A 24,999-nucleotide genomic window follows, 5' to 3' on the forward strand; every position below is an offset into this window, starting at 1 on the left:
ATGTCGCTACCTTTACTGGCTATCACCGGCTGGAGTGGAACCGGAAAAACAACGCTTTTACAGCAAGTTATACCAATTCTTAGCCATCAGGGTATTCGCAGTGGTTTGATCAAGCATACCCATCATCAGATGGAGGTGGATACACCCGGCAAAGACAGCTATCTCCTTCGAAAAGCCGGAGCGAATCAGGTTATCGTAGCCAGTTCCCAGCGCTGGGCATTAATGTGTGAAACACCCGATGAAGAGCGCATTGATCTGCATTATCTGGTGAGCCGGATGGAACAGTCTCTCCTGGATCTGGTGCTGGTGGAAGGATTCAAAAATGAGGCTGTGCCAAAAATTGTGTTGTGGCGCGCCGGTATCAAAGGGGGTATAGACGAATTGCTGGATGAACAGGTGATAGCCGTCGCCAGCGATCAGACTCTTGCATTGTCTGCATTGTCTGCATTGTCGGTGCCGGTACTGGATTTAAACCAGCCGGTAGTGATTGCGGCGTTCATTGCAGACTGGCTAAAAGCTCGTTGATCCGCGTTTTTTGTAGCGTTTCAGCAAAAATTTCAGCGATCTGCAGACGTAAAAAAACCCCGCACTTCCGTGCGGGGCTTCTTCACTTGTTTGATGCCTGGCAGTTCCCTACTCTCGCATGGGGAGACCCCACACTACCATCGGCGCTACGGCGTTTCACTTCTGAGTTCGGCATGGGGTCAGGTGGGACCACCGCGCTACAGCCGCCAGGCAAATCTTGGTGCACGGAACGAATCTTTTACGTCATGGCCGTGCTGCCATGCCGCAGAATCCTTCGTTCCCGCTAATTTTTATCCGGTAACAAGCTGAAAATCTGTCCCTCAAAAACGCCTCTGGCGTTGTAAGGTTAAGCCTCACGGGTCATTAGTACCGGTTAGCTCAACGCATCGCTGCGCTTACACACCCGGCCTATCAACGTCGTCGTCTTCAACGTCCCTTCAGGACCCTTAAAGGGTCAGGGAGAACTCATCTCGGGGCAAGTTTCGTGCTTAGATGCTTTCAGCACTTATCTTTTCCGCACTTAGCTACCGGGCAATGCCATTGGCATGACAACCCGAACACCAGTGGTGCGTTCACTCCGGTCCTCTCGTACTAGGAGCAACCCCCCTCAATTCTCCAGCGCCCACGGCAGATAGGGACCGAACTGTCTCACGACGTTCTAAACCCAGCTCGCGTACCACTTTAAACGGCGAACAGCCGTACCCTTGGGACCTACTTCAGCCCCAGGATGTGATGAGCCGACATCGAGGTGCCAAACACCGCCGTCGATATGAACTCTTGGGCGGTATCAGCCTGTTATCCCCGGAGTACCTTTTATCCGTTGAGCGATGGCCCTTCCATTCAGAACCACCGGATCACTATGACCTGCTTTCGCACCTGCTCGAGCCGTCACTCTCGCAGTCAAGCCAGCTTATGCCATTGCACTAACCTCACGATGTCCGACCGTGATTAGCTGACCTTCGTGCTCCTCCGTTACGCTTTAGGAGGAGACCGCCCCAGTCAAACTACCCACCAGACACTGTCCGCACCCCGGATCACGGGGCCACGTTAGAACATCAAACATTAAAGGGTGGTATTTCAAGGTTGGCTCCACGCGGACTGGCGTCCGCGCTTCAAAGCCTCCCACCTATCCTACACATCAAGGCTCAATGTTCAGTGTCAAGCTGTAGTAAAGGTTCACGGGGTCTTTCCGTCTTGCCGCGGGTACACTGCATCTTCACAGCGAGTTCAATTTCACTGAGTCTCGGGTGGAGACAGCCTGGCCATCATTACGCCATTCGTGCAGGTCGGAACTTACCCGACAAGGAATTTCGCTACCTTAGGACCGTTATAGTTACGGCCGCCGTTTACCGGGGCTTCGATCAAGAGCTTCTCCTTACGGATAACCCCATCAATTAACCTTCCGGCACCGGGCAGGCGTCACACCGTATACGTCCACTTTCGTGTTTGCACAGTGCTGTGTTTTTAATAAACAGTTGCAGCCAGCTGGTATCTTCGACTGGCTTCGGCTCGGGGAGCAGGTCCCTCCACCTACGCGCCAGCGTGCCTTCTCCCGAAGTTACGGCACCATTTTGCCTAGTTCCTTCACCCGAGTTCTCTCAAGCGCCTTGGTATTCTCTACCTGACCACCTGTGTCGGTTTGGGGTACGATTTTGTGTTACCTGATGCTTAGAGGCTTTTCCTGGAAGCAGGGCATTTATCACTTCAGCACCGTAGTGCCTCGTCGTCACGCCTCAGTGTAAAGTGAACCGGATTTGCCTGGAACACACACCTACACGCTTAAACCGGGACAACCGTCGCCCGGCTGATATAGCCTTCTCCGTCCCCCCTTCGCAGTAACACCAAGTACAGGAATATTAACCTGTTTCCCATCGACTACGCCTTTCGGCCTCGCCTTAGGGGTCGACTCACCCTGCTCCGATTAACGTTGAACAGGAACCCTTGGTCTTCCGGCGAGCGGGCTTTTCACCCGCTTTATCGTTACTTATGTCAGCATTCGCACTTCTGATACCTCCAGCATGCCTCACAGCACACCTTCGACGGCTTACAGAACGCTCCCCTACCCAACAACACATAAGTGTCGCTGCCGCAGCTTCGGTGCATGGTTTAGCCCCGTTACATCTTCCGCGCAGGCCGACTCGACCAGTGAGCTATTACGCTTTCTTTAAATGATGGCTGCTTCTAAGCCAACATCCTGGCTGTCTGTGCCTTCCCACATCGTTTCCCACTTAACCATGACTTTGGGACCTTAGCTGGCGGTCTGGGTTGTTTCCCTCTTCACGACGGACGTTAGCACCCGCCGTGTGTCTCCCGTGATAACATTCTTCGGTATTCGCAGTTTGCATCGGGTTGGTAAGCCGGGATGGCCCCCTAGCCGAAACAGTGCTCTACCCCCGAAGATGAGTTCACGAGGCGCTACCTAAATAGCTTTCGGGGAGAACCAGCTATCTCCCGGTTTGATTGGCCTTTCACCCCCAGCCACAGGTCATCCGCTAATTTTTCAACATTAGTCGGTTCGGTCCTCCAGTTAGTGTTACCCAACCTTCAACCTGCCCATGGCTAGATCACCGGGTTTCGGGTCTATACCCTGCAACTTAACGCCCAGTTAAGACTCGGTTTCCCTGCGGCTCCCCTATACGGTTAACCTTGCTACAGAATATAAGTCGCTGACCCATTATACAAAAGGTACGCAGTCACCCCATAAAGAGGCTCCCACTGCTTGTACGTACACGGTTTCAGGTTCTGTTTCACTCCCCTCGCCGGGGTTCTTTTCGCCTTTCCCTCACGGTACTGGTTCACTATCGGTCAGTCAGGAGTATTTAGCCTTGGAGGATGGTCCCCCCATATTCAGACAGGATACCACGTGTCCCGCCTTACTCATCGAGCTCACAGCCTGTGTGTTTTTGTGTACGGGAGTATCACCCTGTACCCTGCGACTTTCCAGACGCTTCCACTAACACACAAGCTGATTCAGGCTCTGGGCTGCTCCCCGTTCGCTCGCCGCTACTGGGGGAATCTCGGTTGATTTCTTTTCCTCGGGGTACTTAGATGTTTCAGTTCCCCCGGTTCGCCTTGCAGCACTATGTATTCATGCTGCAATGATGCACTGAGTGCACCGGGTTTCCCCATTCGGACATCGACGGCTGTAGCGGTTCATATCACCTTACCGTCGCTTTACGCAGATTAGCACGTCCTTCATCGCCTCTGACTGCCAGGGCATCCACCGTGTACGCTTAGTCGCTTAACCTCACAACCCACAGGCGTTTTTCAACGCTGCGTGTTGCAAGCATTTGAGAGACTCGAACGCATCGCCTTGTTATTCCCTATTACGGAGGAATAACGCGCTGCGTCGTTTCAATTTTCAGCTTGTTCCGGATTGTTAAAGAGCATAATACTTCGCAGCACACCGTTGCCGGTACGCTCTGAAGTATTTTTTCAGAAAAAACAGTAAAGCGGTATGGTGGAGCTAAGCGGGATCGAACCGCTGACCTCCTGCGTGCAAGGCAGGCGCTCTCCCAGCTGAGCTATAGCCCCATACAGTTACTGCAGAGACCACTACTACCACTCAACCGAGTACATTCCGTAAGAAATGTAATTCGTGCTCAGGCAAGGCATGTTTTCGCGCAGCATAGTGAACTATGCGAGCCGGAAACATAACGCAGCATGAGTGCGAATTTGGTAGGCCTGAGTGGACTTGAACCACCGACCTCACCCTTATCAGGGGTGCGCTCTAACCACCTGAGCTACAAGCCTGTAGAGGTTTTTTCTGCTCGTTACTTTTTATCAGACAATCTGTGTGAGCACTTCGCGGGAAGGTATCTTCAGGTAAGGAGGTGATCCAACCGCAGGTTCCCCTACGGTTACCTTGTTACGACTTCACCCCAGTCATGAATCACAAAGTGGTAAGCGCCCTCCCGAAGGTTAAGCTACCTACTTCTTTTGCAACCCACTCCCATGGTGTGACGGGCGGTGTGTACAAGGCCCGGGAACGTATTCACCGTGGCATTCTGATCCACGATTACTAGCGATTCCGACTTCACGGAGTCGAGTTGCAGACTCCGATCCGGACTACGACGCACTTTGTGAGGTCCGCTTGCTCTCGCGAGGTCGCTTCTCTTTGTATGCGCCATTGTAGCACGTGTGTAGCCCTACTCGTAAGGGCCATGATGACTTGACGTCATCCCCACCTTCCTCCGGTTTATCACCGGCAGTCTCCTTTGAGTTCCCGACCGAATCGCTGGCAACAAAGGATAAGGGTTGCGCTCGTTGCGGGACTTAACCCAACATTTCACAACACGAGCTGACGACAGCCATGCAGCACCTGTCTCAGCGTTCCCGAAGGCACCAAGGCATCTCTGCCAAGTTCGCTGGATGTCAAGAGTAGGTAAGGTTCTTCGCGTTGCATCGAATTAAACCACATGCTCCACCGCTTGTGCGGGCCCCCGTCAATTCATTTGAGTTTTAACCTTGCGGCCGTACTCCCCAGGCGGTCGACTTAACGCGTTAGCTCCGGAAGCCACTCCTCAAGGGAACAACCTCCAAGTCGACATCGTTTACGGCGTGGACTACCAGGGTATCTAATCCTGTTTGCTCCCCACGCTTTCGCACCTGAGCGTCAGTCTTCGTCCAGGGGGCCGCCTTCGCCACCGGTATTCCTCCAGATCTCTACGCATTTCACCGCTACACCTGGAATTCTACCCCCCTCTACGAGACTCAAGCCTGCCAGTTTCAAATGCAGTTCCCAGGTTAAGCCCGGGGATTTCACATCTGACTTAACAGACCGCCTGCGTGCGCTTTACGCCCAGTAATTCCGATTAACGCTTGCACCCTCCGTATTACCGCGGCTGCTGGCACGGAGTTAGCCGGTGCTTCTTCTGCGGGTAACGTCAATCGACGCGGTTATTAACCGCATCGCCTTCCTCCCCGCTGAAAGTACTTTACAACCCGAAGGCCTTCTTCATACACGCGGCATGGCTGCATCAGGCTTGCGCCCATTGTGCAATATTCCCCACTGCTGCCTCCCGTAGGAGTCTGGACCGTGTCTCAGTTCCAGTGTGGCTGGTCATCCTCTCAGACCAGCTAGGGATCGTCGCCTAGGTGGGCCATTACCCCGCCTACTAGCTAATCCCATCTGGGTTCATCCGATAGTGAGAGGCCCGAAGGTCCCCCTCTTTGGTCTTGCGACGTTATGCGGTATTAGCCACCGTTTCCAGTGGTTATCCCCCTCTATCGGGCAGATCCCCAGACATTACTCACCCGTCCGCCACTCGTCACCCAAGGAGCAAGCTCCTCTGTGCTACCGTCCGACTTGCATGTGTTAGGCCTGCCGCCAGCGTTCAATCTGAGCCATGATCAAACTCTTCAATTTAAGTTTGATTTGCTTAAACAAGTTAAGCGGTGCTCATCTGTAAAACGTCATAATGAATTTCATTATGTGTTCACTCGTGAGACTTGATATTTTTTACGTCCGGAGACGCTGATATCAATCCTGCGAGTGCCCACACAGATTGTCTGATAAATTGTTAAAGAGCAGCGCGAACAGCGGGTTAACCGTCTGTCGCGAGGAGGCGTATATTACGCTTTCCTCCCTCAGAGTCAACTTCTTTTTCAGAAGCTTTTCTCCGGCGGCGCAGTCTCCTGTGCCTGCTGACCCGTCTCTCCGTAAGCCGGTGTTCCGTGTCAGTGGAGGCGCATTATAGGGAGTTTCCGGAGGCTGACAAGCGTTTCTTTAAATAAATTTTCTAAGCGCGTTTTTTTTAAACGAACGTATTAAAAAGCACCATTTGATGATCGAATAACGCGCAGAAATCCCGGTAAAGCGATAAAAACAGGCCTGCCGCGTTGCGCTGGCGGTGCTATTCTTTTTCATTCTTCTCGCTGGATAACTCTAAGAAGGACGCTCAATGATAAAATCCGCGCGCAGCATGGCCGGTTTGCCATGGATTGCTGCCATGGCATTTTTCATGCAGGCACTGGATGCCACCATTCTCAACACCGCTCTGCCCGCTATCGCCACCAGCCTCGAACGTTCTCCTCTGGCCATGCAATCCGCTGTAATCAGTTATACCCTGACTGTGGCAATGCTGATCCCGGTCAGCGGCTGGCTTGCCGATCGCTATGGCACCCGCAGGGTGTTTATCGCTGCGGTCTCGCTGTTCACGCTTGGTTCGCTGGCCTGCGCCCTGTCACCCACCCTCTCTGTGCTGGTGACCTCACGCATCGTACAGGGGGTGGGCGGCGCCATGATGATGCCGGTTGCGCGCCTGGCGCTGTTGCGTGCTTATCCGCGCAGCGAACTGCTGCCGGTGCTCAACTTTGTCACCATGCCGGGACTGGTCGGGCCGATACTCGGTCCGCTGCTTGGCGGTGTGCTGGTGACCTATGCCACCTGGCACTGGATCTTCCTGATTAATATTCCTATCGGCATACTCGGCATCGTCTATGCCCGCAAATATATGCCGGACTTCACCACGCCGAAACGCCGCTTCGATTTCTTCGGCTTTATACTGTTTGGTCTGGGTCTGGTGATGATCTCAACAGGGATTGAACTGTTTGGTGAGCGTATTGTGTCAGCCTGGCTGGCTGGCGGGGTATTACTCGGCGGGATCGTTCTGCTGCTTCTTTATATAGTGCACGCGCGCCGCCATCCCTCTCCGCTGATTAATCTGCCGATGTTTAAAACCCGCACTTTCTCGGTAGGCATCATCGGCAATATCGCTTCTCGTCTGGGCACCGGCTGCGTGCCGTTCCTGATGCCGCTGATGTTGCAGGTGGGCTTTGGCTACTCGGCAATTATCGCCGGTTGTATGATGGCCCCTACCGCGGTGGGGTCGATACTGGCCAAGTCGACGGTGACACAGCTGCTGCGCTGGTTAGGCTATCGCCGTCTGCTGGTCGCTATTACCGTGATTATTGGCATTCTGATTGCCACCTTCTCTCTGCAGTCGCCAGAGGAAGGCATGATCCTGTTATTACTGCCGCTGTTTATTCTCGGCATGGCGATGTCGACCCAGTTCACCGCGATGAATACCATTACCCTCGCCGACCTGAATGACGATAACGCCAGCGGGGGTAACAGCGTGCTGGCCGTGACACAGCAGTTAGCGATCAGTTTTGGGGTCGCGGTAAGCGCCGCCGTCCTGCGCTTCTATCAGGAATTTGAAACCAGCACCGTTGCACAGTTCCACGCAACGTTTCTGACCATGGGCGTGGTAACGGTGCTGTCAGCGCTGACCTTTATGCTGCTGAAAAACGGCGACGGGCGGAATCTGATCACCAACCGCGATAAGAAAAAGAAGAAAACGGCTTAAGCTGAGCCCCGCGCCACCAGCTCCGGCGTCAGTACCAGCGTCTGCTGGCTGGCGTCGGGATCGCGCAGGCGATGGATTAAGGTATCAATCGCCAGTTCGCCCAGTTCATCTTTAGGTTGATGAATGGTACTCAGCGGCGGCGAAAGGTAACGCGCCAGCTCAATATCGTCATAACCCATCACAGCGACATCCTGCGGAATCTGTAATCCCGCCTGATATAACGCATGATAAACCCCAACCGCCATCGCATCGTTACTGGTGAAGACCGCCTGCGGCACCGTTTCCAGCGCCAGCAGCTCAATCATCCCGTTGTAACCGCCCTGAAATTCAAAGTCACCGTTGACCACATAACCCGGCAACACCTCCAGACCGCTTTTCGCCATCGCATTGTGAAACCCTTCCAGCCGCATCCGCGCGGTGGTTTTATCCTGCGGACCGGCGATACAAGCGATGCGGGTATAGCCGCTATCGATCAGGTGCTGGGTCGCCAGCTCACCGCCCAGCAGCGCATTGTCCTGAATGATGTCGCCGCGACCTTCAAACGGCGCCCAGTCCATCATCACCGTCGGGATAGAGGGATAACGGTTCAGAATGTCCGCTGACGGCAGATGACTTTCGGTACACATCATCAGCAGTCCATCGACGCGCTTTTGCATCAGCGTTTCGAGGCTACGATTCATCCGTTCCTCATCACCGGCGGTATTACACAGGATCAGGCTATAGCCACGCTGATAGCAGCTGTCCTCGACGCCGCGCACCACTTCTGCATAAAACGGGTTGCTACTGGTGGTCAGCAGCATGCCGATGGTGTGGGTCTGGTTAATCTTCAGGCTGCGCGCCAGCGCCGAGGGAGCGTAGTTTAGACTGCGGATCGCCTGTTCAACTTTCTCCCGAACGCCCTCGCTGACAAAGCGATTATTGTTGATGACGTGCGAGACGGTGGAGGTAGAGACACCCGCCAGGCGAGCGACATCTTTCATGGTGGCCAAGCGCTTAATCCTGCTGCTGCAAAAAGTCATCGATCTCCGCGCGCCACGGCACGGAGGGCTGCGCGCCGGATCGGGTTACGGCGATAGCCGCAGCGGCATGCGCAAAGCGCACCGCATCCTGCATCGGTTTCTGCTCCAGTCGCGCGGTAATAAAGGCACCATTAAAGGTATCGCCCGCGGCAATGGTATCAATCGCCTTAACGCTAAAGCCCGGAATGCGCTGCCCCTGGCCCTGTTCACTCAGCCAGACACCGCGCCGGCCCAGCGTAATCAGTACGGTATCGATGCCTTTGGCATGCAGTGCCGCCGCAGCCCGGGCCGCATCCTGATCGTTGTGAACGGCAATCCCGGTCAGGATTTCCGCCTCGGTTTCATTCGGCGTAATAATGTCGATCAACGCCAGCAGTTCATCGGAGAGCGGCGTAGCCGGTGCCGGGTTGAGGATCACCTGAGTCTGTTGCTCTCTGGCGAAACGCGCCGCCGCCAGCACACTTTCCAGTGGAGACTCCAGCTGCATCAGTAGCGCATCAGCTTCGGCGATCACCTGTTGATGACGTGCCACACAGTCCGGCGTTAACGCGGCGTTAGCGCCTGAATAAATGCCGATATTGTTCTCGCCTTCACGGTTGACGAAAATCATCGCCACCCCGGTCGACTCGCCCGCCACCACTTCTAGCGGGGCAGTATCAATATTGTCGCGAGCCAGCTGCTGACGAATACGTTCGCCAATGTCATCCGCGCCCACACAGGCGATAAAAGCGATATCCGCGCCAGCACGCCCTGCAGCCACGGCCTGATTGGCACCTTTACCGCCAAACGCAATCTGATAATTCTGCCCGATCACCGTTTCACCGGGACGAGGAAAGTGCGCCAGATTAAGGATGTGGTCAGCGTTGATGCTGCCAAGAACGGCCAGTTTTGCGTTTTTGCTCATTAGGGGAGTCCGGAATAAGTGCGCCACCGGGAGGGTGGCGCAGTGCCCTGCTTTTCTTTGAGTTATTGAGTGACCAGCTTCAGGTCGACCGGGTTGATCGCCTTCACTTTTTCACCCTTCAGCACTTTATCAGCGGTATCAACGCCGATCATGCCAATTTTGTCTGGCATCTGTGCCACGGTCGCAGACAGTTTGCCACCTTCTACCGCTTTCACGCCATCAGCGGTGCCGTCAAACCCCACCACGATCACATCGGTTTTACCGGCGGTCTGCAGCGCACGCAGTGCACCCAGCGCCATTTCATCATTCTGCGCAAACACCGCCTGCACATCCGGGTGGGCCTGCAGCAGGTTCTGCATCACGTTCAGCCCTTTAGTGCGATCAAAGTCAGCCGGCTGGCTGGCAAGGATCTGGAACTTGTGGGCATCAGCAGCCTGTTTGAATCCTTCGCCACGTTCACGGGCTGCGGAGGTGCCGGCAATGCCCTGCAGTTCAATAATTTTGGCGCTTTCGCCGACTTTTTTAGCGATGAAGTCACCGGCCATTTTCCCGCCGAAACGGTTATCAGAGGCGACGTGGCTGACCACCGTGCCCTGCGCGGCCACGCGGTCCAGGGTAATGACCGGGATGTTGGCCTGGTTAGCCATCTTCACTGCGTTGCCGACCGCATCAGAATCGGTTGGGTTGATCAGCAGCAGTTTGGTGCCGCGCACCGTCAGATCCTGCACGTTCGCTAACTCTTTCGCCGGGTTATTCTGCGAATCCAGCACTACCAGGTTGTAACCCAGTTTGTCGGCTTCTTTTTGTGCGCCCTCTTTCAGTGAAACAAAGAACGGGTTATTGAGGGTCGATACCACCAGCGCGATGGTCTCTTTTGCCATGGCGCTGGTACTGAGCGTCGCGCCAAGGATCATGGCCAGTGCGGTTAACTTTTTCATCATTTCATCCTGTGTAAAGGTCAGAGTTATTTACTGCTTTTATTATCCACCAGCACCGCCAGCAGGATTACCACCGCTTTAACGATCATCTGGTAGTACGAAGAGACGCCCATCAGGTTCAGGCCGTTATTAAGGAAACCGAGGATCAGCGCACCAATCAGCGTGCCGACAATACGTCCTTTACCGCCCGCCAGGCTGGTACCGCCCAGCACCACGGCGGCAATTGCATCCAGCTCATAGCCAGTACCGGCCGTTGGCTGCGCTGAGGAGAGACGCGCCACCTCAATGGTGCCCGCCAGCGCGGCCAGCATGCCACTCAGTGAATAGACGATGACCTTGACGCGATTAACATTGATACCGGAGAGGCGAGTCGCGGCTTCGTTGCCACCCAGCGCATAGATGTAGCGGCCGAGGCGGGTGTGGTGCAGCATGTACCAGGCGGCGATAAACACCAGCGCCATCAGCCATACCGGCGCAGGAATACCCAGCGGACGACCAATACCAAACCAGCCCAGCAGATCGGCGTTGGCATTAAACCCGGTGCTGATTGGGCTGCCGTCGGTGTAGACCATGGTGACGCCGCGCAACAACAGCATCATCACCAGCGTGGCGATAAATGCCTGCACCTTACCGCGCGCCACGATGGTGCCGGTCAGCGCACCGATCGCTGCGCCGAGCGCCAGAGACGCCGCCACGGCCACCAGCGCATTCACTTCCATGCCAACCAGCGACGCGCCTACCGCCCCGGTCAGCGCCAGCAGCGAGCCCACCGAGAGATCGATACCCGAGGTCAGAATCACCAGCGTCATGCCGACCGCCATAATGGCGTTCACCGAAGTCTGCTGCAGAATGTTGAACAGGTTGGCTACGGTAAAGAAGTTCGGGCTCTGACTCGCCACCACGGCAATTAACACCATCAGCGCAATCAGCGACTTTTGTTCCAGTAACCAGCTTTTGCTAAACCAGCGGCGGCTGGCAGGTAAAGATTGGGTCGTCATACCACTAAATCCTCGCTGTGTTGCTTGCCTACGGCGGCGGCCATCAGGCTCTCCTGAGTGGCTTCTTCACGGGTAAATTCGCCGCTTAAACGGCCTTCATGCATCACCAGGATGCGGTCACTCATTCCTAATACTTCCGGCATTTCAGAAGAGACCAGGATGATGCTCAGCCCTTCGGCTTTAAACTGGTTAATCAGCTGGTAGATCTCTTTTTTCGCGCCAACATCGACGCCACGGGTCGGCTCATCAAGAATCAGCACGTTGGGACGGGTCATCAGGCCGCGGGCAATCGCCACTTTCTGCTGATTGCCGCCGGAAAGCAGCCCGATCGGCTGAGCCATAGAGGGGGTTTTCACGTTGAACAGCCGGATAAAGTCACCCACCGCCAGCTGCTCAGCCGCATGCTTCAGCGTGCCGCCGCCATGACTGAAATAGCGCAGCGCGGTCAGCGACATGTTCTCTTTGACCGACATGCCCAGCACCAGGCCGTCACGCTTACGGTCTTCCGAGATATAGACGATGCCGTTAGCCAGCCCATCCTGTGGCGAACGCGTCACCACTTCCCGACCGCTGAGCCACAGGCTGCCCTGATAGCGCGGCAACGCGCCATACAGCACTTTCATCAGTTCGGTACGGCCCGCGCCCATCAGTCCGGAGATGCCCAGAATTTCACCTTTGCGCAGGCTGAAGCTGACGTTGTGCACGCCGGGACCGCTGACGTTGTCGACTTTCAGCCGCACCTCGCCTGGCGCCTGATCCAGATGAGGATACTGATCTTCCAGTTTGCGACCGACCATCATTTCGATCAGGCTCTCTTCGGTCAGTTCGCTGACCGGACGCTCGGCAATAAACTGGCCGTCACGGAACACCGTGACGTCATCGCAGATCTCAAAGATCTCTTTCATACGATGTGAGATATAGACGATGCCGCAGCCCTGCGCTTTCAGTTCGTTGATCACCCGAAACAGCGACAGCGTTTCGGTATCCGTCAGCGCATCGGTCGGCTCATCCATGATGATCACCTGCGACTCAAAGCTCAGCACTTTGGCAATTTCGACCATTTGCTGATCGCCAATCGACAGATCGCCGACCAGCTTGTGGCTGTTGAAGCGCAGATTAAGCCGCTTAAGCAACGCATCCGCTTCGGCATACATGCGCGTCCACTGGATGCGGCCAAAACGGTTAACAAATTCGCGACCGAGAAATATATTCTCCGCCACGGTTAACTGAGGGATCAGGTTCAGTTCCTGATGAATAATGCCGATGCCCGCTTCCTGTGACGCTTTAGGGCCATTGAAGCGGGTCTCCTGGCCGAGCCAGTGCAGCGAACCGGCGTCGAACTGATAAATTCCGGTCAGCACTTTCATCATGGTGGATTTGCCGGCACCGTTTTCACCCACCAGCGCCATAACGCGTCCTGCCCGGACATTCAGCGAAGCACCCTTCAGGGCTTTTACCCCAGGGAACGATTTTTCAATGCCGTTGAGCTGCAGTAAAGGTTGCATAGCGGCCTCAGAAGGTCACACCGGCGCTCAGGATGACATTCGCAAACGGAGAACACTCTCCGCTGCGAATGACCGCCTGACTGCGTTGCGTTTGTTGTTTGAATTGTTCATGGCTGGTGTAGCGGATGGTGATGCTATTCCCCTGGTGCTGTTGCAAGGCTTCGAGCACGGCGAGCAGTGCGCGATGGAGCGGCGGATTGTGCTGCTTAATCTCCTCCGCAATCAGGGCGCTTTCTACCTGCATCTCAAGCGTGACGGCCTTAACCACCTCGATAAAATCGGGCGTACCCGGTATCAGGGCTAAATCGATGCGTTGCGGTCCTGCCGGGATCGGCAAACCGGCGTCGGCAATCGTCAGCGTATCAGTGTGACCCAGACGGGCAATCACGTGAGAGAGTTCAGCGTTTAACAAGCGACCTTTTTTCATTTTTCACTCCACAGCGAAACGTTTCGCTGACAGGAGTGTATGAAAAGCCGCCAGCAACTCAATCGGCGAAGCTGAAATTTGTGATCGCTATCGAAACGTTTCGCTTATGCGGCGGAAAATTTGAATTAAGGCGGGCAGCAGGGCAGAAAAAAGGACCGCTGATGCGGTCCCGGGCTGGACGTTTAAGGCAGTTTCTTCACCTGTTTAACGTCCATTTCGATGCTGTTGAAATCTTTATCCAGCTCACCGGTCAGTTCAACGGTATCTTTTGGCGAGATAGTCTGGCCGTTCCAGTGCTTATGGTCGATCTCGACTTTCATGGTACCGGTCTGATCGCGGAACAGATAATCTTCATCGCCGATCTGTTTTTCCAGCTTACCGCGTACGGTAATCCAGCTGTCATCCTTCATCTCTTCTGCCTGCTTCACCGTCACCACACTGGTGTGGTCAGCGCTAAAGCCGCCCTGTCGGCTCTGAACCTGTGCCGCCGGGGCGTTGGGGTCGACGAAGCCGCCTTGCTGAGCAGCAAAAACCGGGGCAGAAGCCAGCATAACGACAGCTAAAATTGCAGCGTGCTTTTTCATTTTGTCACCTCGTTTCCATGATGTGTTTCGTTTTGTTGAGCCTAGTTGACCATAAGGTTCTTAACAGCTTCTTAAGAAGCAAAAATAAGCCATTTTCGCCGAAATGCGCTGTACAAGCGGCTGTCTGCTTCGTATAAAGCGCTATCACCGCCGGGAGAAATGATGCGTATTTTACTGATAGAAGACGATCGCTTAATTGGCGACGGGATTAAAGCGGGACTGGGTAAGCTGGGATTTAGCGTCGACTGGTTTACCTCCGGCGAGGCCGGATTTCAGGCATTAAACGCCGCGCCGTGGGATGCGGTGATCCTCGATCTGTCTCTGCCCGAACGGGACGGGCTGGATATCCTGCGACAGTGGCGTCAGCAAGGGCAGGATGTGCCGGTGCTGATCCTGACGGCGCGCGATGCGCTCGATCAGCGAGTCGAAGGGCTGCAGATGGGTGCGGATGATTATCTCTGCAAACCGTTCGCCCTGACCGAAGTGGCAGCCCGCTTACAGGCGCTGATCCGCCGCCGGCATGGTCAGCTGCAACCGGAGCTGCGTCATGGCAACGTGGTACTGAAGCCCGACAGCCACAGCGTCACCTGCGACGGCCAGCCGATAGAGCTGAAAAGCCGCGAGCTGGCGCTGCTGGAGCTGTTTATGCGCAACCCTGGACGGGTGCTGACCCGCAGCCAGCTGGAAGAAAAACTGTATAGCTGGGACGCCGATGTCTCCAGCAATGCGGTGGAAGTGCATATTCATCATCTGCGTAAGAAACTCGGCAGCCAGTTTATCCGCACGCTGCACGGCGTCGGCTACACCCTTGGAGCGACAGAATGCGATCGATAAGTCTGTTTCTGCGGCTTGGCATCGGTTTTGTGCTGCTGCTGGGCATCTGCTGGGCCAGTGCCAGCCTCAGTGCCTGGCATCAGACGCGAGACACCATTAACGAGCTGTTCGACACCCAGCAGATGCTGCTGGCCAAGCGCCTGCTGACCCTCGATTACGCCTCGCTTGACGCGCCGTCACTGCCAAAAACCCGACAGCTGCTGCGGCACCACCGTGGCGATCAGGATGATGACGCGCTGGCATTTGCTGTCTTCACCCCTGATGGCCGGCAGGTGCTCAACGATGGCGATAATGGCAGATACCTGCCGTTTGAGGCGGACTACCAGGGGTTTCATGATGGCCAGCTCACTAATGATGATGACCGCTGGCGTTTTGTCTGGCTGACCACGCCAGACAAGCAGTTCCGCGTGGTGGTCGGCCAGGAGAGAGAATATCGCGATGAGATGGCCGGTGATCTGATGCAGGCCAGCGTATTACCCTGGCTGATCGCCCTGCCTTTTATGCTGCTGCTGCTGATCGGCCTGGTCTGGTCGGAATTACGTCCGTTAAAGCAGCTGGCTACGCAACTGGCGCAGCGAGCGCCGGATGACGGTACTCCTTTGCAGGCCGAACGGGTGCCGAAAGAGGTGCAGCCGCTAATTTTTGCGCTGAACGGCCTGTTCAGCCGCATCAATGCAATGATGCAACGTGAACGGCGTTTTACCTCAGATGCCGCGCATGAGCTGCGCAGTCCACTGGCTGCGTTGCAGGTGCAAAGCGAAGTGATCCAGCTGGCCGTCGACGATGAAGCGATGCGCACCCATGCGCTGAAACAGCTGGATAGCGGCATTACGCGCGCCACCCGGCTGGTGGATCAGCTGCTTACCCTGTCGCGGGTGGAAGCGGATGATGCCCGCAGTGCCTTTGAACCGGTGTCGTTAAAACAGACGCTGCAGGAAACGCTGGCGGCGCAACTGCCGCTGGCGGATAAAGCTGGCGTAACCTTGCGTCTGCACGCGGAAGCTGAACCAGTAATTCAGGGCCATCCGCTGTTGCTCTCGCTGCTGGTACGCAACCTGCTGGATAACGCGATTCGCTATACTCCCGCCGGCAGTGAAGTGGATGTGCGGCTCGCGGCCAACAGCCTGTCCGTCGAGGATAACGGAGAGGGTCTGAGTGAAGCCGATCGGCAACGGTTAGGCGAGCGTTTCTGGCGACCGCCCGGCCAGGAGAAAAGCGGCAGCGGGCTGGGATTATCGATTGTGCGCAATATCGCTCAGCTGCACGCGATGCAGCTGGCGTTCAGCCAGCGCCCGGGCGGCGGATTGTGCGTAACGCTGCGCTGGTCATAAAAAACCCACCGGTCAGGCGGGTTGCACAGGTTAAATCTCGACCTGAGTGCCTAACTCAATCACCCGGTTTGGCGGGATCTCAAACTGGTCCGGGGCGCGTAACGCATTGCGCTGCAACGCTAGGAACAGCTTGCCACGCAGCCGCAGATACCACGGCCGTTTGCCGATAATCAGCGACTCATGCGACATAAAGAAAGAGGTCTCCATCATCCGGCAGTTCAGCCCTTCCAGCCCACAACGGTGGAAAATCTCCTCCACGTTCGGCGTTTCGCGCCAGCCATAGCTGGCCACCACGCGCCAGAAGGTCGGCGATAGCTGCTCAATCGTCACCCGCCGCACATTGTGCACGTAGGGCGCATCCTCAGTACGCAGCGTCAGCAGCACTACCCGTTCGTGCAGCACTTTGTTGTGCTTGAGGTTATGCAGCATGGCAAACGGGATCACGTTCAGTGCGCGCGACATATAGACCGCGGTGCCCGGCACCCGCACCGGCGGCGATTTCTCCAGTGATGCAATCATCGCCTCCAGTGAATTGCCGTGCTCATGCATCCGACGCAGCAGGCGGAAACGTTCGCTTTTCCACGTCGTCATAATGATAAACATCACCAGGCCGAGGCAGAGCGGCAACCAGCCACCCGAGAAGATTTTAACCAGGTTCGCGGTAAACAGCGGCACGTCGATAAACAGCATCAGCAGCAGGATCACGCCAACCGCCAGCTTGTGCCAGTGCCAGTTTTTAATCGCCACGGTGCAGGAGAGAATCGAGGTCAGCACCATAGTACCGGTCACCGCAATGCCGTAGGCCGCGGCCAGATTGCTGGAGTGTTCAAAGCTGATGATCACAATCAGCACCGCGAAATAGAGCACCCAGTTGATCATCGGAATATAAATCTGGCCCGATTCACGCTCCGAGGTATGAATGATCCGCATACCGGGCAGATACCCGAGCCGGACCGCCTGACGCGTCAGCGAGAAGACGCCGGAGATCACCGCCTGCGAGGCGATGACCGTCGCCAGGGTCGCCAGAATCAGCATTGGGATCAGCGCCCAGTCGGGTGCCAGCAGGAAAAAGGGGTTCTTAATCGCTTTAGGATCGCTGAGCAGCAGCGCGCCCTGACCAAAATAGTTCAGCACCAGTGACGGCAGCACCACTGAAAACCACGCCAGCCGGATCGGGATTTTACCGAAGTGGCCCATATCAGCATACAGCGCTTCCACGCCGGTAATTGCCAGCACCACCGCGCCCAGCGCGAAGAAGGAGACTGATTTGTATTGCAGGAAGAAGTTAACCGCATAGGCAGGATTGAGCGCCTGAAGAACTTCCGGGTTCTTGATGATGCCGTTAACGCCGAGGATCGCCAGCACCAGAAACCACAGCAGCATCACCGGCGCAAACAGCTTGCCGACCATGCCGGTTCCGTGTTTCTGAATCGCAAACAGCAGCGTCAGCACCGCAATCGACAGCGGCACGATAAAGGGATCAAGCGACGGCGCGGCAATTTCCAGACCTTCTATCGCCGACATCACTGAAATCGCTGGGGTGATCACCACTTCGCCATAGAAGAAGCTGCCGCCAATCAGGCCCATAATCACCAGCACCGCCGTGGCGCGGGCACCGGTATGACGGCCCGCCAGCGACATCAGGGTCAGTATTCCCCCTTCGCCAGCATTGTCGGCCCGCATGACATAGCTGATGTATTTCAGTGAAACCACCAGCACCAGTAGCCAGAAAATCAGCGACAGAAAACCAAATACCGCGCCGCGTTCCACGCCGAAGCCAAACTGGCCGGAGAGGCATTCCCGCAAGGTATACAGCGGACTGGTGCCGATATCCCCATAGACAACACCAATAGCGGCCAGCGTTAGCCCACCAAGTGACTGCTTATTATCCGAGCTCATAGAGTTATCTTTTGTTGGAGTCTAAGAGGCGCAAAAACCCCTCGCTCAAGCCATCAAAAAGCGCACAGTATGCACGTATTGCCAAAAATTCCTATCCCCGGTTAACCTGACCACCGGCGGAATGCGGCGGTTTTTACCTCAGAAACCGCGGCTTAGGGCCGCTTTCCCGTTAACCGAATCTTCTGCAACAAAAAAGCTGACAGCTATCAACGCTTTCACGCATCATTATCTATAGAGTAAGGCGCTTGCTTAAGCGCGGCGGCCCGACGATCGTAAGGACATTGATGTGATTATGGCTCAACCCCATCTTTTGGCAGAAAGAATTTCTCGCCTCAGCAATGCGTTAGAAAAAGGCCTGTATGAACGGCATCATGCCATTCGCCTTTGCCTGCTGGCCGCGCTCAGCGGTGAAAGCGTATTCCTGCTGGGTCCGCCTGGCATTGCCAAGAGTCTGATTGCCCGCCGCCTGAAATATGCCTTCCAGCACGCCCGCGCCTTTGAATACCTGATGACCCGTTTCTCCACCCCGGAAGAGGTGTTTGGCCCGCTGTCGATCCAGGCGCTCAAAGATGAGGGCCGCTATCAGCGCCTGACCAAAGGCTATCTGCCCGACGCGGAGATTGTGTTTCTCGATGAGATCTGGAAAGCCGGTCCGGCCATTCTGAATACCCTGCTGACCGCGATTAACGAACGCCGCTTCCGCAACGGCGACAGCGAAGAAAAAATTCCGATGCGGCTGCTGGTCACCGCCTCCAACGAACTGCCGGAAGCCGACAGCGGTCTGGAAGCGCTGTATGACCGAATGCTGATCCGCTTATGGCTGGACAACGTGCATGAAAAGCAGAACTTCCGCAGCATGCTGACGCATCAGCAGGATGAAAATGCTAATCCGGTGGCCGAATCGCTGCGCATCAGCGATGAAGAGTATGCCCAGTGGCAGCTCGGCATCAGCCAGGTCAGTTTACCCGATGCGGTGTTTGAACTGATTTACCAACTGCGTCAGCAGCTGGAGAGTCAGCCAGCGGCCCCTTACATTTCTGACCGGCGCTGGAAAAAAGCCATTCACCTGCTGCAGGCCAGCGCCTTTTACAGCGGCCGCAACGCCATCGCGCCGATCGACCTGATCCTGCTGAAAGATTGCCTGTGGCACGATGTTGCCTCAATGCAGCTGCTGGAACGCGAAATCGACCTGTTAATGACCCAGCATGCCTGGCAACAGCAGCCAATGCTGCTCAGGCTGCAACAGATCAAAACGCGCCGGATGGCCTTACAGCAGCAACAGAGCATGGCGCAGGCGATCACGCTGGAGAAGCACAGCGGCATGTTCAGCCGCAAACCCTATTACGATTTGCCGGAAAATCTCTCCGACGATCAGCTGACGCTGATGCTGCAACATCCACTGACGCTGCACGATATGCAGGTCACGCATCTGGTGATCGCCCGCGACGCCCTGCATCAGTGGCTGCAAAAAGGCGGCGAGATACGCGGCAAGCTCAACGGTATCGGCTTTGCGCAGACGCTGGATTTGCAGGTCGATGCACAACACTGCCTGGCGATACGTGACGTCAGCCTGCAATCGTCACGCCTGACGCTGCCTGGCGCCAGTAATAGCGACCAGCTGCCCGGCGAAATTATCGAGGCGCTGGATACGCTGGAAAGTGAGCTACGCAGCCAGCGTCACCTGTTCAGTCAGCATCAGCGCTGCCTGTTTATCAGCGATGACTGGCTGGCGCGGGTGGAGACCAGCCTGCAGGATGTAGCGGAACAGCTGAAACAGGCGCGTAAATGATCTCACTGGAGACGCTCAGCACGCTGCTCTCAATCGGCGAAACGGAGCTGATTGAAGAGTTGATTATCGCTCTGCTGGCGTCGCCGCAACTGGCGCTGTTTTTTGAAAAATTTCCCGGCCTGAAAAATGCACTGCTGCGCGATGTGCCGCGCTGGAAAGCGGAAATCAACGCTGAACTGAAGGCCACGCCGGTACCCGCCGTGCTGGCGGAGGAGTTTCAGCTGTTCCAGCGGGTGCAGCTGCTCAGCGATCGTCAGTTCAGCCAGCAGCTTGATGACACGCTACAAACGCTGGAACGCCTGCCCTCACCGTTTATTGATGAAGCCCGCCGGCAACTGCAACACACCGACATCCACTCTCTCAGCAGTGCGCAGCATACGCTGTTTTTACAACGCTGGCGGCTGAGCCTGACGCTGCAAACCCTGACGCTGAATCAGCAGCTGCTGGAGCAGCAGCGCGAACGTCTGATGGCGGAACTGCTGCAACGTATGGCGCTGAGTGGTCAGCTGGCACCGATGCTGAGCGACGATGATGAAGCGGCGGCAGGCCGGCTGTGGGACATGAGTAAAACGTCGCTGCAGCCGGGCGACTACCAGCTGATGCTGCAGTACGGTGATTTTCTGGCGCAGCAGCCGGAACTGCTGAAGCTGGCACAACAGCTTGGCCGCAGCCGGGAAGCGAAATCGGTGCCGTCACAGGATGCACCGCTGGAGACATTTCATCAGCTGGTCCACGAGCCGGCGGCGGTACCGGAAGAGGTCAGCGGTATTCATCAGAGCGATGATGTACTGCGCCTGCTGCCACCAGAGCTGGCTGCGCTCAGCATCAGCGAGCTGGAGCTGGAATTTTATCGCCGTCTGGTAGAGAAACGCCTGCTGACCTACAAGCTGCAGGGCGATGCCTGGCATGAAAAAGTGACCCAGCGGCCGGTCAGCCACCAGCATCATGAAGAGCAGCCGCGCGGACCGTTTATTGTCTGTGTCGATACCTCCGGTTCGATGGGCGGGTTCAACGAGCGCTGCGCCAAAGCATTCTGCCTGGCACTGCTGAAGGTGGCGCTGGCCGATCGTCGTCGCTGCTACATTATGCTGTTCGCCCATGAGGTGATTGGCTATGAGCTGACCGGTGATGATGGCCTTGAGCAGGCCATTCGCTTTCTTAGCCAGCGTTTTCGCGGCGGCACCGATCTGGCGGCCTGTCTCTCGGCCGTGGTTAAGCGCATGGAAGGAGCGATCTGGCAGGAGGCGGACGCGGTGATTGTCTCCGATTTTATCGCCCAGCGGCTGCCGGAAGAGGTGATCGGCGCCATTAAACAGCGCCAGCGACACAATCAGCAACGTTTTCACGCCGTGGCGATGTCGACCCACGGAAAGCCCGGTATTATGCGCATCTTCGACCATATCTGGCGCTTCGATACCGGCATGAAAAGCCGCCTGCTGCGCCACTGGCGGCGCTAAGTCATCAGGCAGAAATGCTTATTTGCTATAGTGAATCACTGCCATTTTTTCACACAGCAATCTGGAGCACCCTGTGACGACCGTCCACCCCCATTGCGATCTGCCTGCGCCGACGCGAACCTTACTGCTCTCCGGCGACAATATTGAACAAAAACGTGCCGAACTGCTGACCTACTTCCGCCAGACCTGGGAGCAGTACGAAAGCCTGTTTACCTGTCTGACTGATTCGCAGGCCTGGTTTACCAAAGCCATTCCGCTGCGTCATCCTCTAATCTTTTATTTTGGTCATACCGCCACCTTCTACATTAATAAGCTGATGGCCGGACGCTACATTGAGGCACGCCTCGACGATCGCATTGAAGCGATGATGGCGATTGGCGTCGATGAGATGAGCTGGGACGATCTCAACGACAGCCACTATGAGTGGCCAACCATCGACGAGGTACGCGTCTATCGTGGTCGGGTCAAAGCGCTGGTCAGCGATCTGATCCAGACAATGCCGCTGAGCTTGCCGATCCAGTGGGACAGCCCGGCCTGGGTGATCCTGATGGGGATCGAGCATGAGCGTATTCACCTGGAAACCTCCAGCGTGCTGATCCGGCAGCTGCCGGTTGACTGGGTGACGCCGCAGCCGGCCTGGCCAGTCTGTCCGCTGGCGCGCCATCAGCGCCAGGATGTGCCAGCCAACAGCCTGCTGCCGATGCCGGGCGGCCGCGTTACGCTGGGTAAAACCGATGATACCTACGGCTGGGATAACGAATATGGCCGCCAGCAGATCACGCTGCAGCCGTTCAAAGCCAGCAGAATGCTGGTCAGTAACGCCGAGTTTTTTGAATTTGTCTGCGCAGGCGGCTATCAGGATGCCCGCTGGTGGGATGACGAAGGCTGGGGCTGGCGCCAGTTTGCCGAGGCGGAGATGCCAACATTTTGGGTCGGCACGCCCGCGATGTCCGATCAGCTTAAGCTGCGTCTGATGTGTGAAGAAGTGGCGATGCCGTGGGACTGGCCAGCGGAAGTGAACCAGCTGGAAGCATCCGCCTTCTGTCGCTGGAAAGCTGACCAGAGCGGAATGGCTATTCAGCTGCCGTGCGAAGCGGAGTGGTATCAGCTGCGTGAACAGGTCGCCGGCGATCAGCCGCAGTGGGATCGGGCACCTGGCAATATCAATCTGGCGTACTGGGCCTCTTCCAGCCCGGTCGATCTGTTCGCCCAGGGCGAGTTCTTCGATATCGTCGGTAACGTCTGGCAGTGGACCACCACGCCGACCAACGGCTTTGAAGACTTTAAAGTTCATCCACTGTATGATGACTTTTCCACCCCGACCTTTGATGGCAAGCACTCGCTGATTAAAGGCGGCAGCTGGATCTCGACCGGTAACGAAGCGCTGAAATCGGCGCGCTATGCGTTCCGCCGTCATTTCTTCCAGCACGCTGGTTTCCGCTACGTGGTCTCCCGCCATCAGGAAAGCATGACGCTGAATCCGTATGAAACCGACGCCATGGTGTCGCAGTATCTCGATTTTCAGTATGGCCCACGCTATTTCGGGGTCGATAATTACGCCGAAAGCCTGGTGAAAATGGCGCTGAACTACACCACGTCACACGCTGAAGCGCTGGATATTGGCTGCGCCACCGGACGCGCCAGTTTTGAGCTGGCCCGCCATTTTGAACGCGTTACCGGTATGGATTACTCGGCGCGCTTTATTGACGTGGCGCTGCAGCTGACCAGCGGCGAAGATTTCCGCTACGTCGTACCACAGGAGGGCGATCTGGTGGAGTATCGCCAGGTGCGCCTGAAAGATTTCGGGCTGGAGAGCGATCTGGCGCAGCGCATTCAGTTTGTGCAGGGCGACGCCTGTAACCTCAAACCGCAACCCGCCCGCTACGATCTGGTGCTGGCCTCCAACCTGATCGATCGCCTGCGCCAGCCCGCGCGCTTCCTGCAGGATGTCACGCCGATGCTGCGTCCGGGCGGTATCCTGTTGCTCTCCTCACCTTATACCTGGCTGGAAGCGTACACGCCTAAAGAGAACTGGCTGGGCGGCATACGCGAAAATGGTGAGGCGCTGACAACGCTGCAGGCGCTGCATCGGCTGCTGGCGGCCGACTTTGAACTGCTGGATACGCCGCAGGAGATGCCGTTTGTAATCCGTGAAACGGCGCGCAAATTCCAGCACACGCTGGCGCAGGTTACCGTCTGGCGTAAACGCTAAGTTACCCGGCAGCGGCACCCGTCGCTGCCGGTTGTTGCCTGAATCACGCTTTTGCTGCACATTCTCCCTTGTTCAATTCAAAGCAGCCTAACGAGGATGGCCATGGCCGAACATCTGCAGCTCGATAACCTGGATCGCGGCATCCTGAATGCCCTGCTGGATAACGCGCGTACCGCTTACGCCGAACTGGCAAAACAGTTTAATGTCAGCCCGGGGACCATCCATGTGCGGGTGGAGAAGATGAAGCAGGCCGGCATAATACTGGGCACCCGCGTCGACATCGATCCGCGCCAGCTGGGCTTTGATGTCTGCTGTTTTATCGGCATCATCCTGAAGAGTGCCCGCGATTATCCAGCAGCGCTGAGCAAACTGGACGCGCTGGATGAGGTGGTGGAGGCCTGGTACACCACCGGCCACTACAGCATCTTTATAAAAGTGATGTGCCGCTCGATTGATGCCCTGCAGCAGGTGCTGATCAACAAGATCCAGACCATTGATGAAATTCAATCAACAGAAACCCTGATCTCGCTGCAAAACCCGATCATGCGGACCATCAAGCCCTAATCGCACTTCCCCTGTGCACAACCTTATCCCGGACGAATGCAGCGGCTGACAACGGCTGCGTTCACCTCTCCTGATCTATTAACCCTGTTTTCCACAGGTGGATCACCGCTTGATCACAGCGTACAATGCCCGCCTTAATGTCCAGGAGAGCAAGATGGCCGATATTACCTTAATCAGTGGCAGTACCTTGGGCAGCGCCGAATATGTTGCTGAGCATCTGGAAGAAAAATTACAGGACGCAGGCTTCTCAACGCAGATGCTGCACGGCCCGGCGCTGGATGAGGTGCCGCAGGAAGGCATCTGGCTGGTGGTCTGTTCAACCCATGGTGCAGGTGAGATTCCGGATAATCTGCAACCCTGGTTCGAGGCCATCAGTGAAAGCCAGCCCGATCTCTCTCAGGTCCGGTTTGGTGCCGTCGGTCTCGGCAATCATGAATATGACCTGTTTTGCGGGGCGATTCGTCAGATCGAGACACTGTTGATCGCCCAGGGCGCGCAGCGGATTGGCGATCGACTGGAAATCGACGTGCTTGAGCATGAGATCCCTGAAGATCCGGCTGAAGCCTGGGTCATGGGCTGGAAAAACGCGATCTGAGACTGGTCGGGGATCGTGAAATAGTGACGATCCCCAGTGGAAGATGCTGATTTTGTCCTTTTGCAGCCGTTTATTTTGTGGATAACTACCCTCTTTTACTGCGTATAA

General features: G+C 56.1%; 17 protein-coding genes, 2 tRNA genes and 3 rRNA genes. 9 read left to right on the forward strand and 13 right to left on the reverse strand.

Annotated features, from left to right (window positions below):
- A complete protein-coding gene (gene mobB, locus AC6I8D_RS19790; protein ID WP_497820630.1) occupies nucleotides 1-525 on the forward strand; it encodes a molybdopterin-guanine dinucleotide biosynthesis protein MobB in 525 nt (174 codons plus the stop codon).
- A 95-nt stretch (nucleotides 526-620) separates the two neighbouring features.
- On the opposite strand, the gene rrf is transcribed toward mobB, so the two are convergent.
- From rrf to AC6I8D_RS19815, 5 genes are all read right to left on the reverse strand, one after another.
- A 5S ribosomal RNA gene (gene rrf, locus AC6I8D_RS19795) occupies nucleotides 621-736 on the reverse strand.
- Nucleotides 737-867: 131 nt separating this feature from the next.
- Nucleotides 868-3,772: ribosomal RNA gene (locus AC6I8D_RS19800) — 23S ribosomal RNA — on the reverse strand.
- Nucleotides 3,773-3,983: 211 nt separating this feature from the next.
- Nucleotides 3,984-4,059 (reverse strand) — tRNA-Ala (locus tag AC6I8D_RS19805).
- 142 nt (nucleotides 4,060-4,201) lie between these two features.
- A tRNA-Ile gene (locus tag AC6I8D_RS19810) sits at nucleotides 4,202-4,278 on the reverse strand.
- A 73-nt stretch (nucleotides 4,279-4,351) separates the two neighbouring features.
- Nucleotides 4,352-5,893: ribosomal RNA gene (locus AC6I8D_RS19815) — 16S ribosomal RNA — on the reverse strand.
- Together the 16S, 23S and 5S rRNA genes with 2 tRNA genes alongside form the textbook arrangement of a ribosomal RNA operon.
- A 535-nt stretch (nucleotides 5,894-6,428) precedes the next feature.
- Here AC6I8D_RS19815 and mdtD point away from each other — a divergent pair.
- Nucleotides 6,429-7,835, forward strand: coding sequence for a multidrug transporter subunit MdtD (gene mdtD / locus AC6I8D_RS19820; protein WP_312054979.1), 1,407 nt, complete (start codon nucleotides 6,429-6,431; stop codon nucleotides 7,833-7,835).
- On the opposite strand, the gene rbsR is transcribed toward mdtD, so the two are convergent.
- The 7 genes from rbsR to AC6I8D_RS19855 form a co-directional block, all read right to left on the reverse strand.
- The gene (gene rbsR, locus AC6I8D_RS19825; protein WP_312054985.1) at nucleotides 7,832-8,815 is read right to left on the reverse strand and encodes a ribose operon transcriptional repressor RbsR; all 984 of its coding nucleotides are present in this window, start codon (nucleotides 8,813-8,815) and stop codon (nucleotides 7,832-7,834) included. The genes mdtD and rbsR overlap by 4 nt on opposite strands.
- A 13-nt stretch (nucleotides 8,816-8,828) precedes the next feature.
- Complete coding sequence (gene rbsK, locus AC6I8D_RS19830) at nucleotides 8,829-9,758, reverse strand: ribokinase (RefSeq protein WP_312054977.1); 930 nt, start codon at nucleotides 9,756-9,758, stop codon at nucleotides 8,829-8,831.
- 62 nt (nucleotides 9,759-9,820) lie between these two features.
- Entirely contained in the window at nucleotides 9,821-10,696 is an 876-nt protein-coding gene (gene rbsB / locus AC6I8D_RS19835) for a ribose ABC transporter substrate-binding protein RbsB (RefSeq protein WP_031376181.1), read from the reverse strand.
- A gap of 26 nt (nucleotides 10,697-10,722) precedes the next feature.
- Complete coding sequence (rbsC, locus tag AC6I8D_RS19840; RefSeq protein ID WP_031376180.1) at nucleotides 10,723-11,694, reverse strand: ribose ABC transporter permease; 972 nt, start codon at nucleotides 11,692-11,694, stop codon at nucleotides 10,723-10,725.
- Nucleotides 11,691-13,199: a ribose ABC transporter ATP-binding protein RbsA gene (gene rbsA / locus AC6I8D_RS19845; RefSeq protein ID WP_312054974.1), complete on the reverse strand. Its 1,509-nt coding sequence runs from the start codon at nucleotides 13,197-13,199 to the stop codon at nucleotides 11,691-11,693. The genes rbsC and rbsA overlap by 4 nt, the downstream gene beginning before the upstream one ends.
- A 7-nt stretch (nucleotides 13,200-13,206) precedes the next feature.
- Nucleotides 13,207-13,626 carry a D-ribose pyranase gene (gene rbsD / locus AC6I8D_RS19850; RefSeq protein ID WP_312759144.1) on the reverse strand — a complete coding sequence of 140 codons (420 nt, stop codon included), beginning with the start codon at nucleotides 13,624-13,626 and terminating at the stop codon, nucleotides 13,207-13,209.
- Nucleotides 13,627-13,808: 182 nt separating this feature from the next.
- On the reverse strand, nucleotides 13,809-14,210 hold the full coding sequence (locus AC6I8D_RS19855; protein ID WP_312054972.1) for a YgiW/YdeI family stress tolerance OB fold protein: 402 nt from the start codon (nucleotides 14,208-14,210) through the stop codon (nucleotides 13,809-13,811).
- Nucleotides 14,211-14,372: 162 nt separating this feature from the next.
- Here AC6I8D_RS19855 and qseB point away from each other — a divergent pair, with 162 nt between their 5' ends.
- Nucleotides 14,373-15,044, forward strand: a complete 672-nt coding sequence (gene qseB / locus AC6I8D_RS19860) for a quorum sensing response regulator transcription factor QseB (RefSeq protein WP_312759281.1) — start codon at nucleotides 14,373-14,375, stop codon at nucleotides 15,042-15,044.
- Nucleotides 15,032-16,375, forward strand: a complete 1,344-nt coding sequence (qseC, locus tag AC6I8D_RS19865; RefSeq protein ID WP_312054969.1) for a quorum sensing histidine kinase QseC — start codon at nucleotides 15,032-15,034, stop codon at nucleotides 16,373-16,375. The genes qseB and qseC overlap by 13 nt, the downstream gene beginning before the upstream one ends.
- Nucleotides 16,376-16,405: 30 nt before the next feature.
- On the opposite strand, the gene kup is transcribed toward qseC, so the two are convergent.
- Entirely contained in the window at nucleotides 16,406-18,274 is a 1,869-nt protein-coding gene (gene kup / locus AC6I8D_RS19870) for a low affinity potassium transporter Kup (RefSeq protein ID WP_312054967.1), read from the reverse strand.
- 292 nt (nucleotides 18,275-18,566) lie between these two features.
- Between kup and ravA the strand changes: the two genes are divergently transcribed.
- From ravA to mioC, 5 genes are all read left to right on the forward strand, one after another.
- Entirely contained in the window at nucleotides 18,567-20,063 is a 1,497-nt protein-coding gene (ravA, locus tag AC6I8D_RS19875; protein ID WP_312054965.1) for an ATPase RavA, read from the forward strand.
- A complete protein-coding gene (viaA, locus tag AC6I8D_RS19880; protein ID WP_497820631.1) occupies nucleotides 20,060-21,520 on the forward strand; it encodes an ATPase RavA stimulator ViaA in 1,461 nt (486 codons plus the stop codon). The genes ravA and viaA overlap by 4 nt, the downstream gene beginning before the upstream one ends.
- 73 nt (nucleotides 21,521-21,593) lie before the next feature.
- A complete protein-coding gene (gene ovoA / locus AC6I8D_RS19885; RefSeq protein ID WP_497820632.1) occupies nucleotides 21,594-23,732 on the forward strand; it encodes a 5-histidylcysteine sulfoxide synthase in 2,139 nt (712 codons plus the stop codon).
- A gap of 102 nt (nucleotides 23,733-23,834) precedes the next feature.
- A complete protein-coding gene (asnC, locus tag AC6I8D_RS19890; RefSeq protein WP_003849496.1) occupies nucleotides 23,835-24,296 on the forward strand; it encodes a transcriptional regulator AsnC in 462 nt (153 codons plus the stop codon).
- Nucleotides 24,297-24,450: 154 nt separating this feature from the next.
- Nucleotides 24,451-24,891 (forward strand): FMN-binding protein MioC, encoded by a 441-nt coding sequence (mioC, locus tag AC6I8D_RS19895; protein ID WP_312054960.1) that lies wholly within the window; start codon nucleotides 24,451-24,453, stop codon nucleotides 24,889-24,891.
- The last annotated feature ends 108 nt before the right edge of the window (nucleotides 24,892-24,999 follow it).

The organism is Pantoea sp. X-Soil-MYKO-1785 (genome assembly GCF_059730675.1).

Excerpts from the sequence above, each read along its gene's own strand:
- rbsB (WP_031376181.1), bottom strand. The coding sequence starts at position 10,696 with ATGAAAAAGTTAACCGCACTGGCCATGATCCTTGGCGCGACGCTCAGT.
- rbsK (WP_312054977.1), bottom strand. The coding sequence starts at position 9,758 with ATGAGCAAAAACGCAAAACTGGCCGTTCTTGGCAGCATCAACGCTGAC.
- rbsD (WP_312759144.1), bottom strand. The coding sequence starts at position 13,626 with ATGAAAAAAGGTCGCTTGTTAAACGCTGAACTCTCTCACGTGATTGCC.
- rbsA (WP_312054974.1), bottom strand. The coding sequence starts at position 13,199 with ATGCAACCTTTACTGCAGCTCAACGGCATTGAAAAATCGTTCCCTGGG.
- mobB (WP_497820630.1), top strand. The coding sequence starts at position 1 with ATGTCGCTACCTTTACTGGCTATCACCGGCTGGAGTGGAACCGGAAAA.
- viaA (WP_497820631.1), top strand. The coding sequence starts at position 20,060 with ATGATCTCACTGGAGACGCTCAGCACGCTGCTCTCAATCGGCGAAACG.
- rbsC (WP_031376180.1), bottom strand. The coding sequence starts at position 11,694 with ATGACGACCCAATCTTTACCTGCCAGCCGCCGCTGGTTTAGCAAAAGC.
- ravA (WP_312054965.1), top strand. The coding sequence starts at position 18,567 with ATGGCTCAACCCCATCTTTTGGCAGAAAGAATTTCTCGCCTCAGCAAT.
- rbsR (WP_312054985.1), bottom strand. The coding sequence starts at position 8,815 with ATGAAAGATGTCGCTCGCCTGGCGGGTGTCTCTACCTCCACCGTCTCG.
- AC6I8D_RS19855 (WP_312054972.1), bottom strand. The coding sequence starts at position 14,210 with ATGAAAAAGCACGCTGCAATTTTAGCTGTCGTTATGCTGGCTTCTGCC.
- mioC (WP_312054960.1), top strand. The coding sequence starts at position 24,451 with ATGGCCGATATTACCTTAATCAGTGGCAGTACCTTGGGCAGCGCCGAA.
- qseC (WP_312054969.1), top strand. The coding sequence starts at position 15,032 with ATGCGATCGATAAGTCTGTTTCTGCGGCTTGGCATCGGTTTTGTGCTG.
- qseB (WP_312759281.1), top strand. The coding sequence starts at position 14,373 with ATGCGTATTTTACTGATAGAAGACGATCGCTTAATTGGCGACGGGATT.
- asnC (WP_003849496.1), top strand. The coding sequence starts at position 23,835 with ATGGCCGAACATCTGCAGCTCGATAACCTGGATCGCGGCATCCTGAAT.
- kup (WP_312054967.1), bottom strand. The coding sequence starts at position 18,274 with ATGAGCTCGGATAATAAGCAGTCACTTGGTGGGCTAACGCTGGCCGCT.
- mdtD (WP_312054979.1), top strand. The coding sequence starts at position 6,429 with ATGATAAAATCCGCGCGCAGCATGGCCGGTTTGCCATGGATTGCTGCC.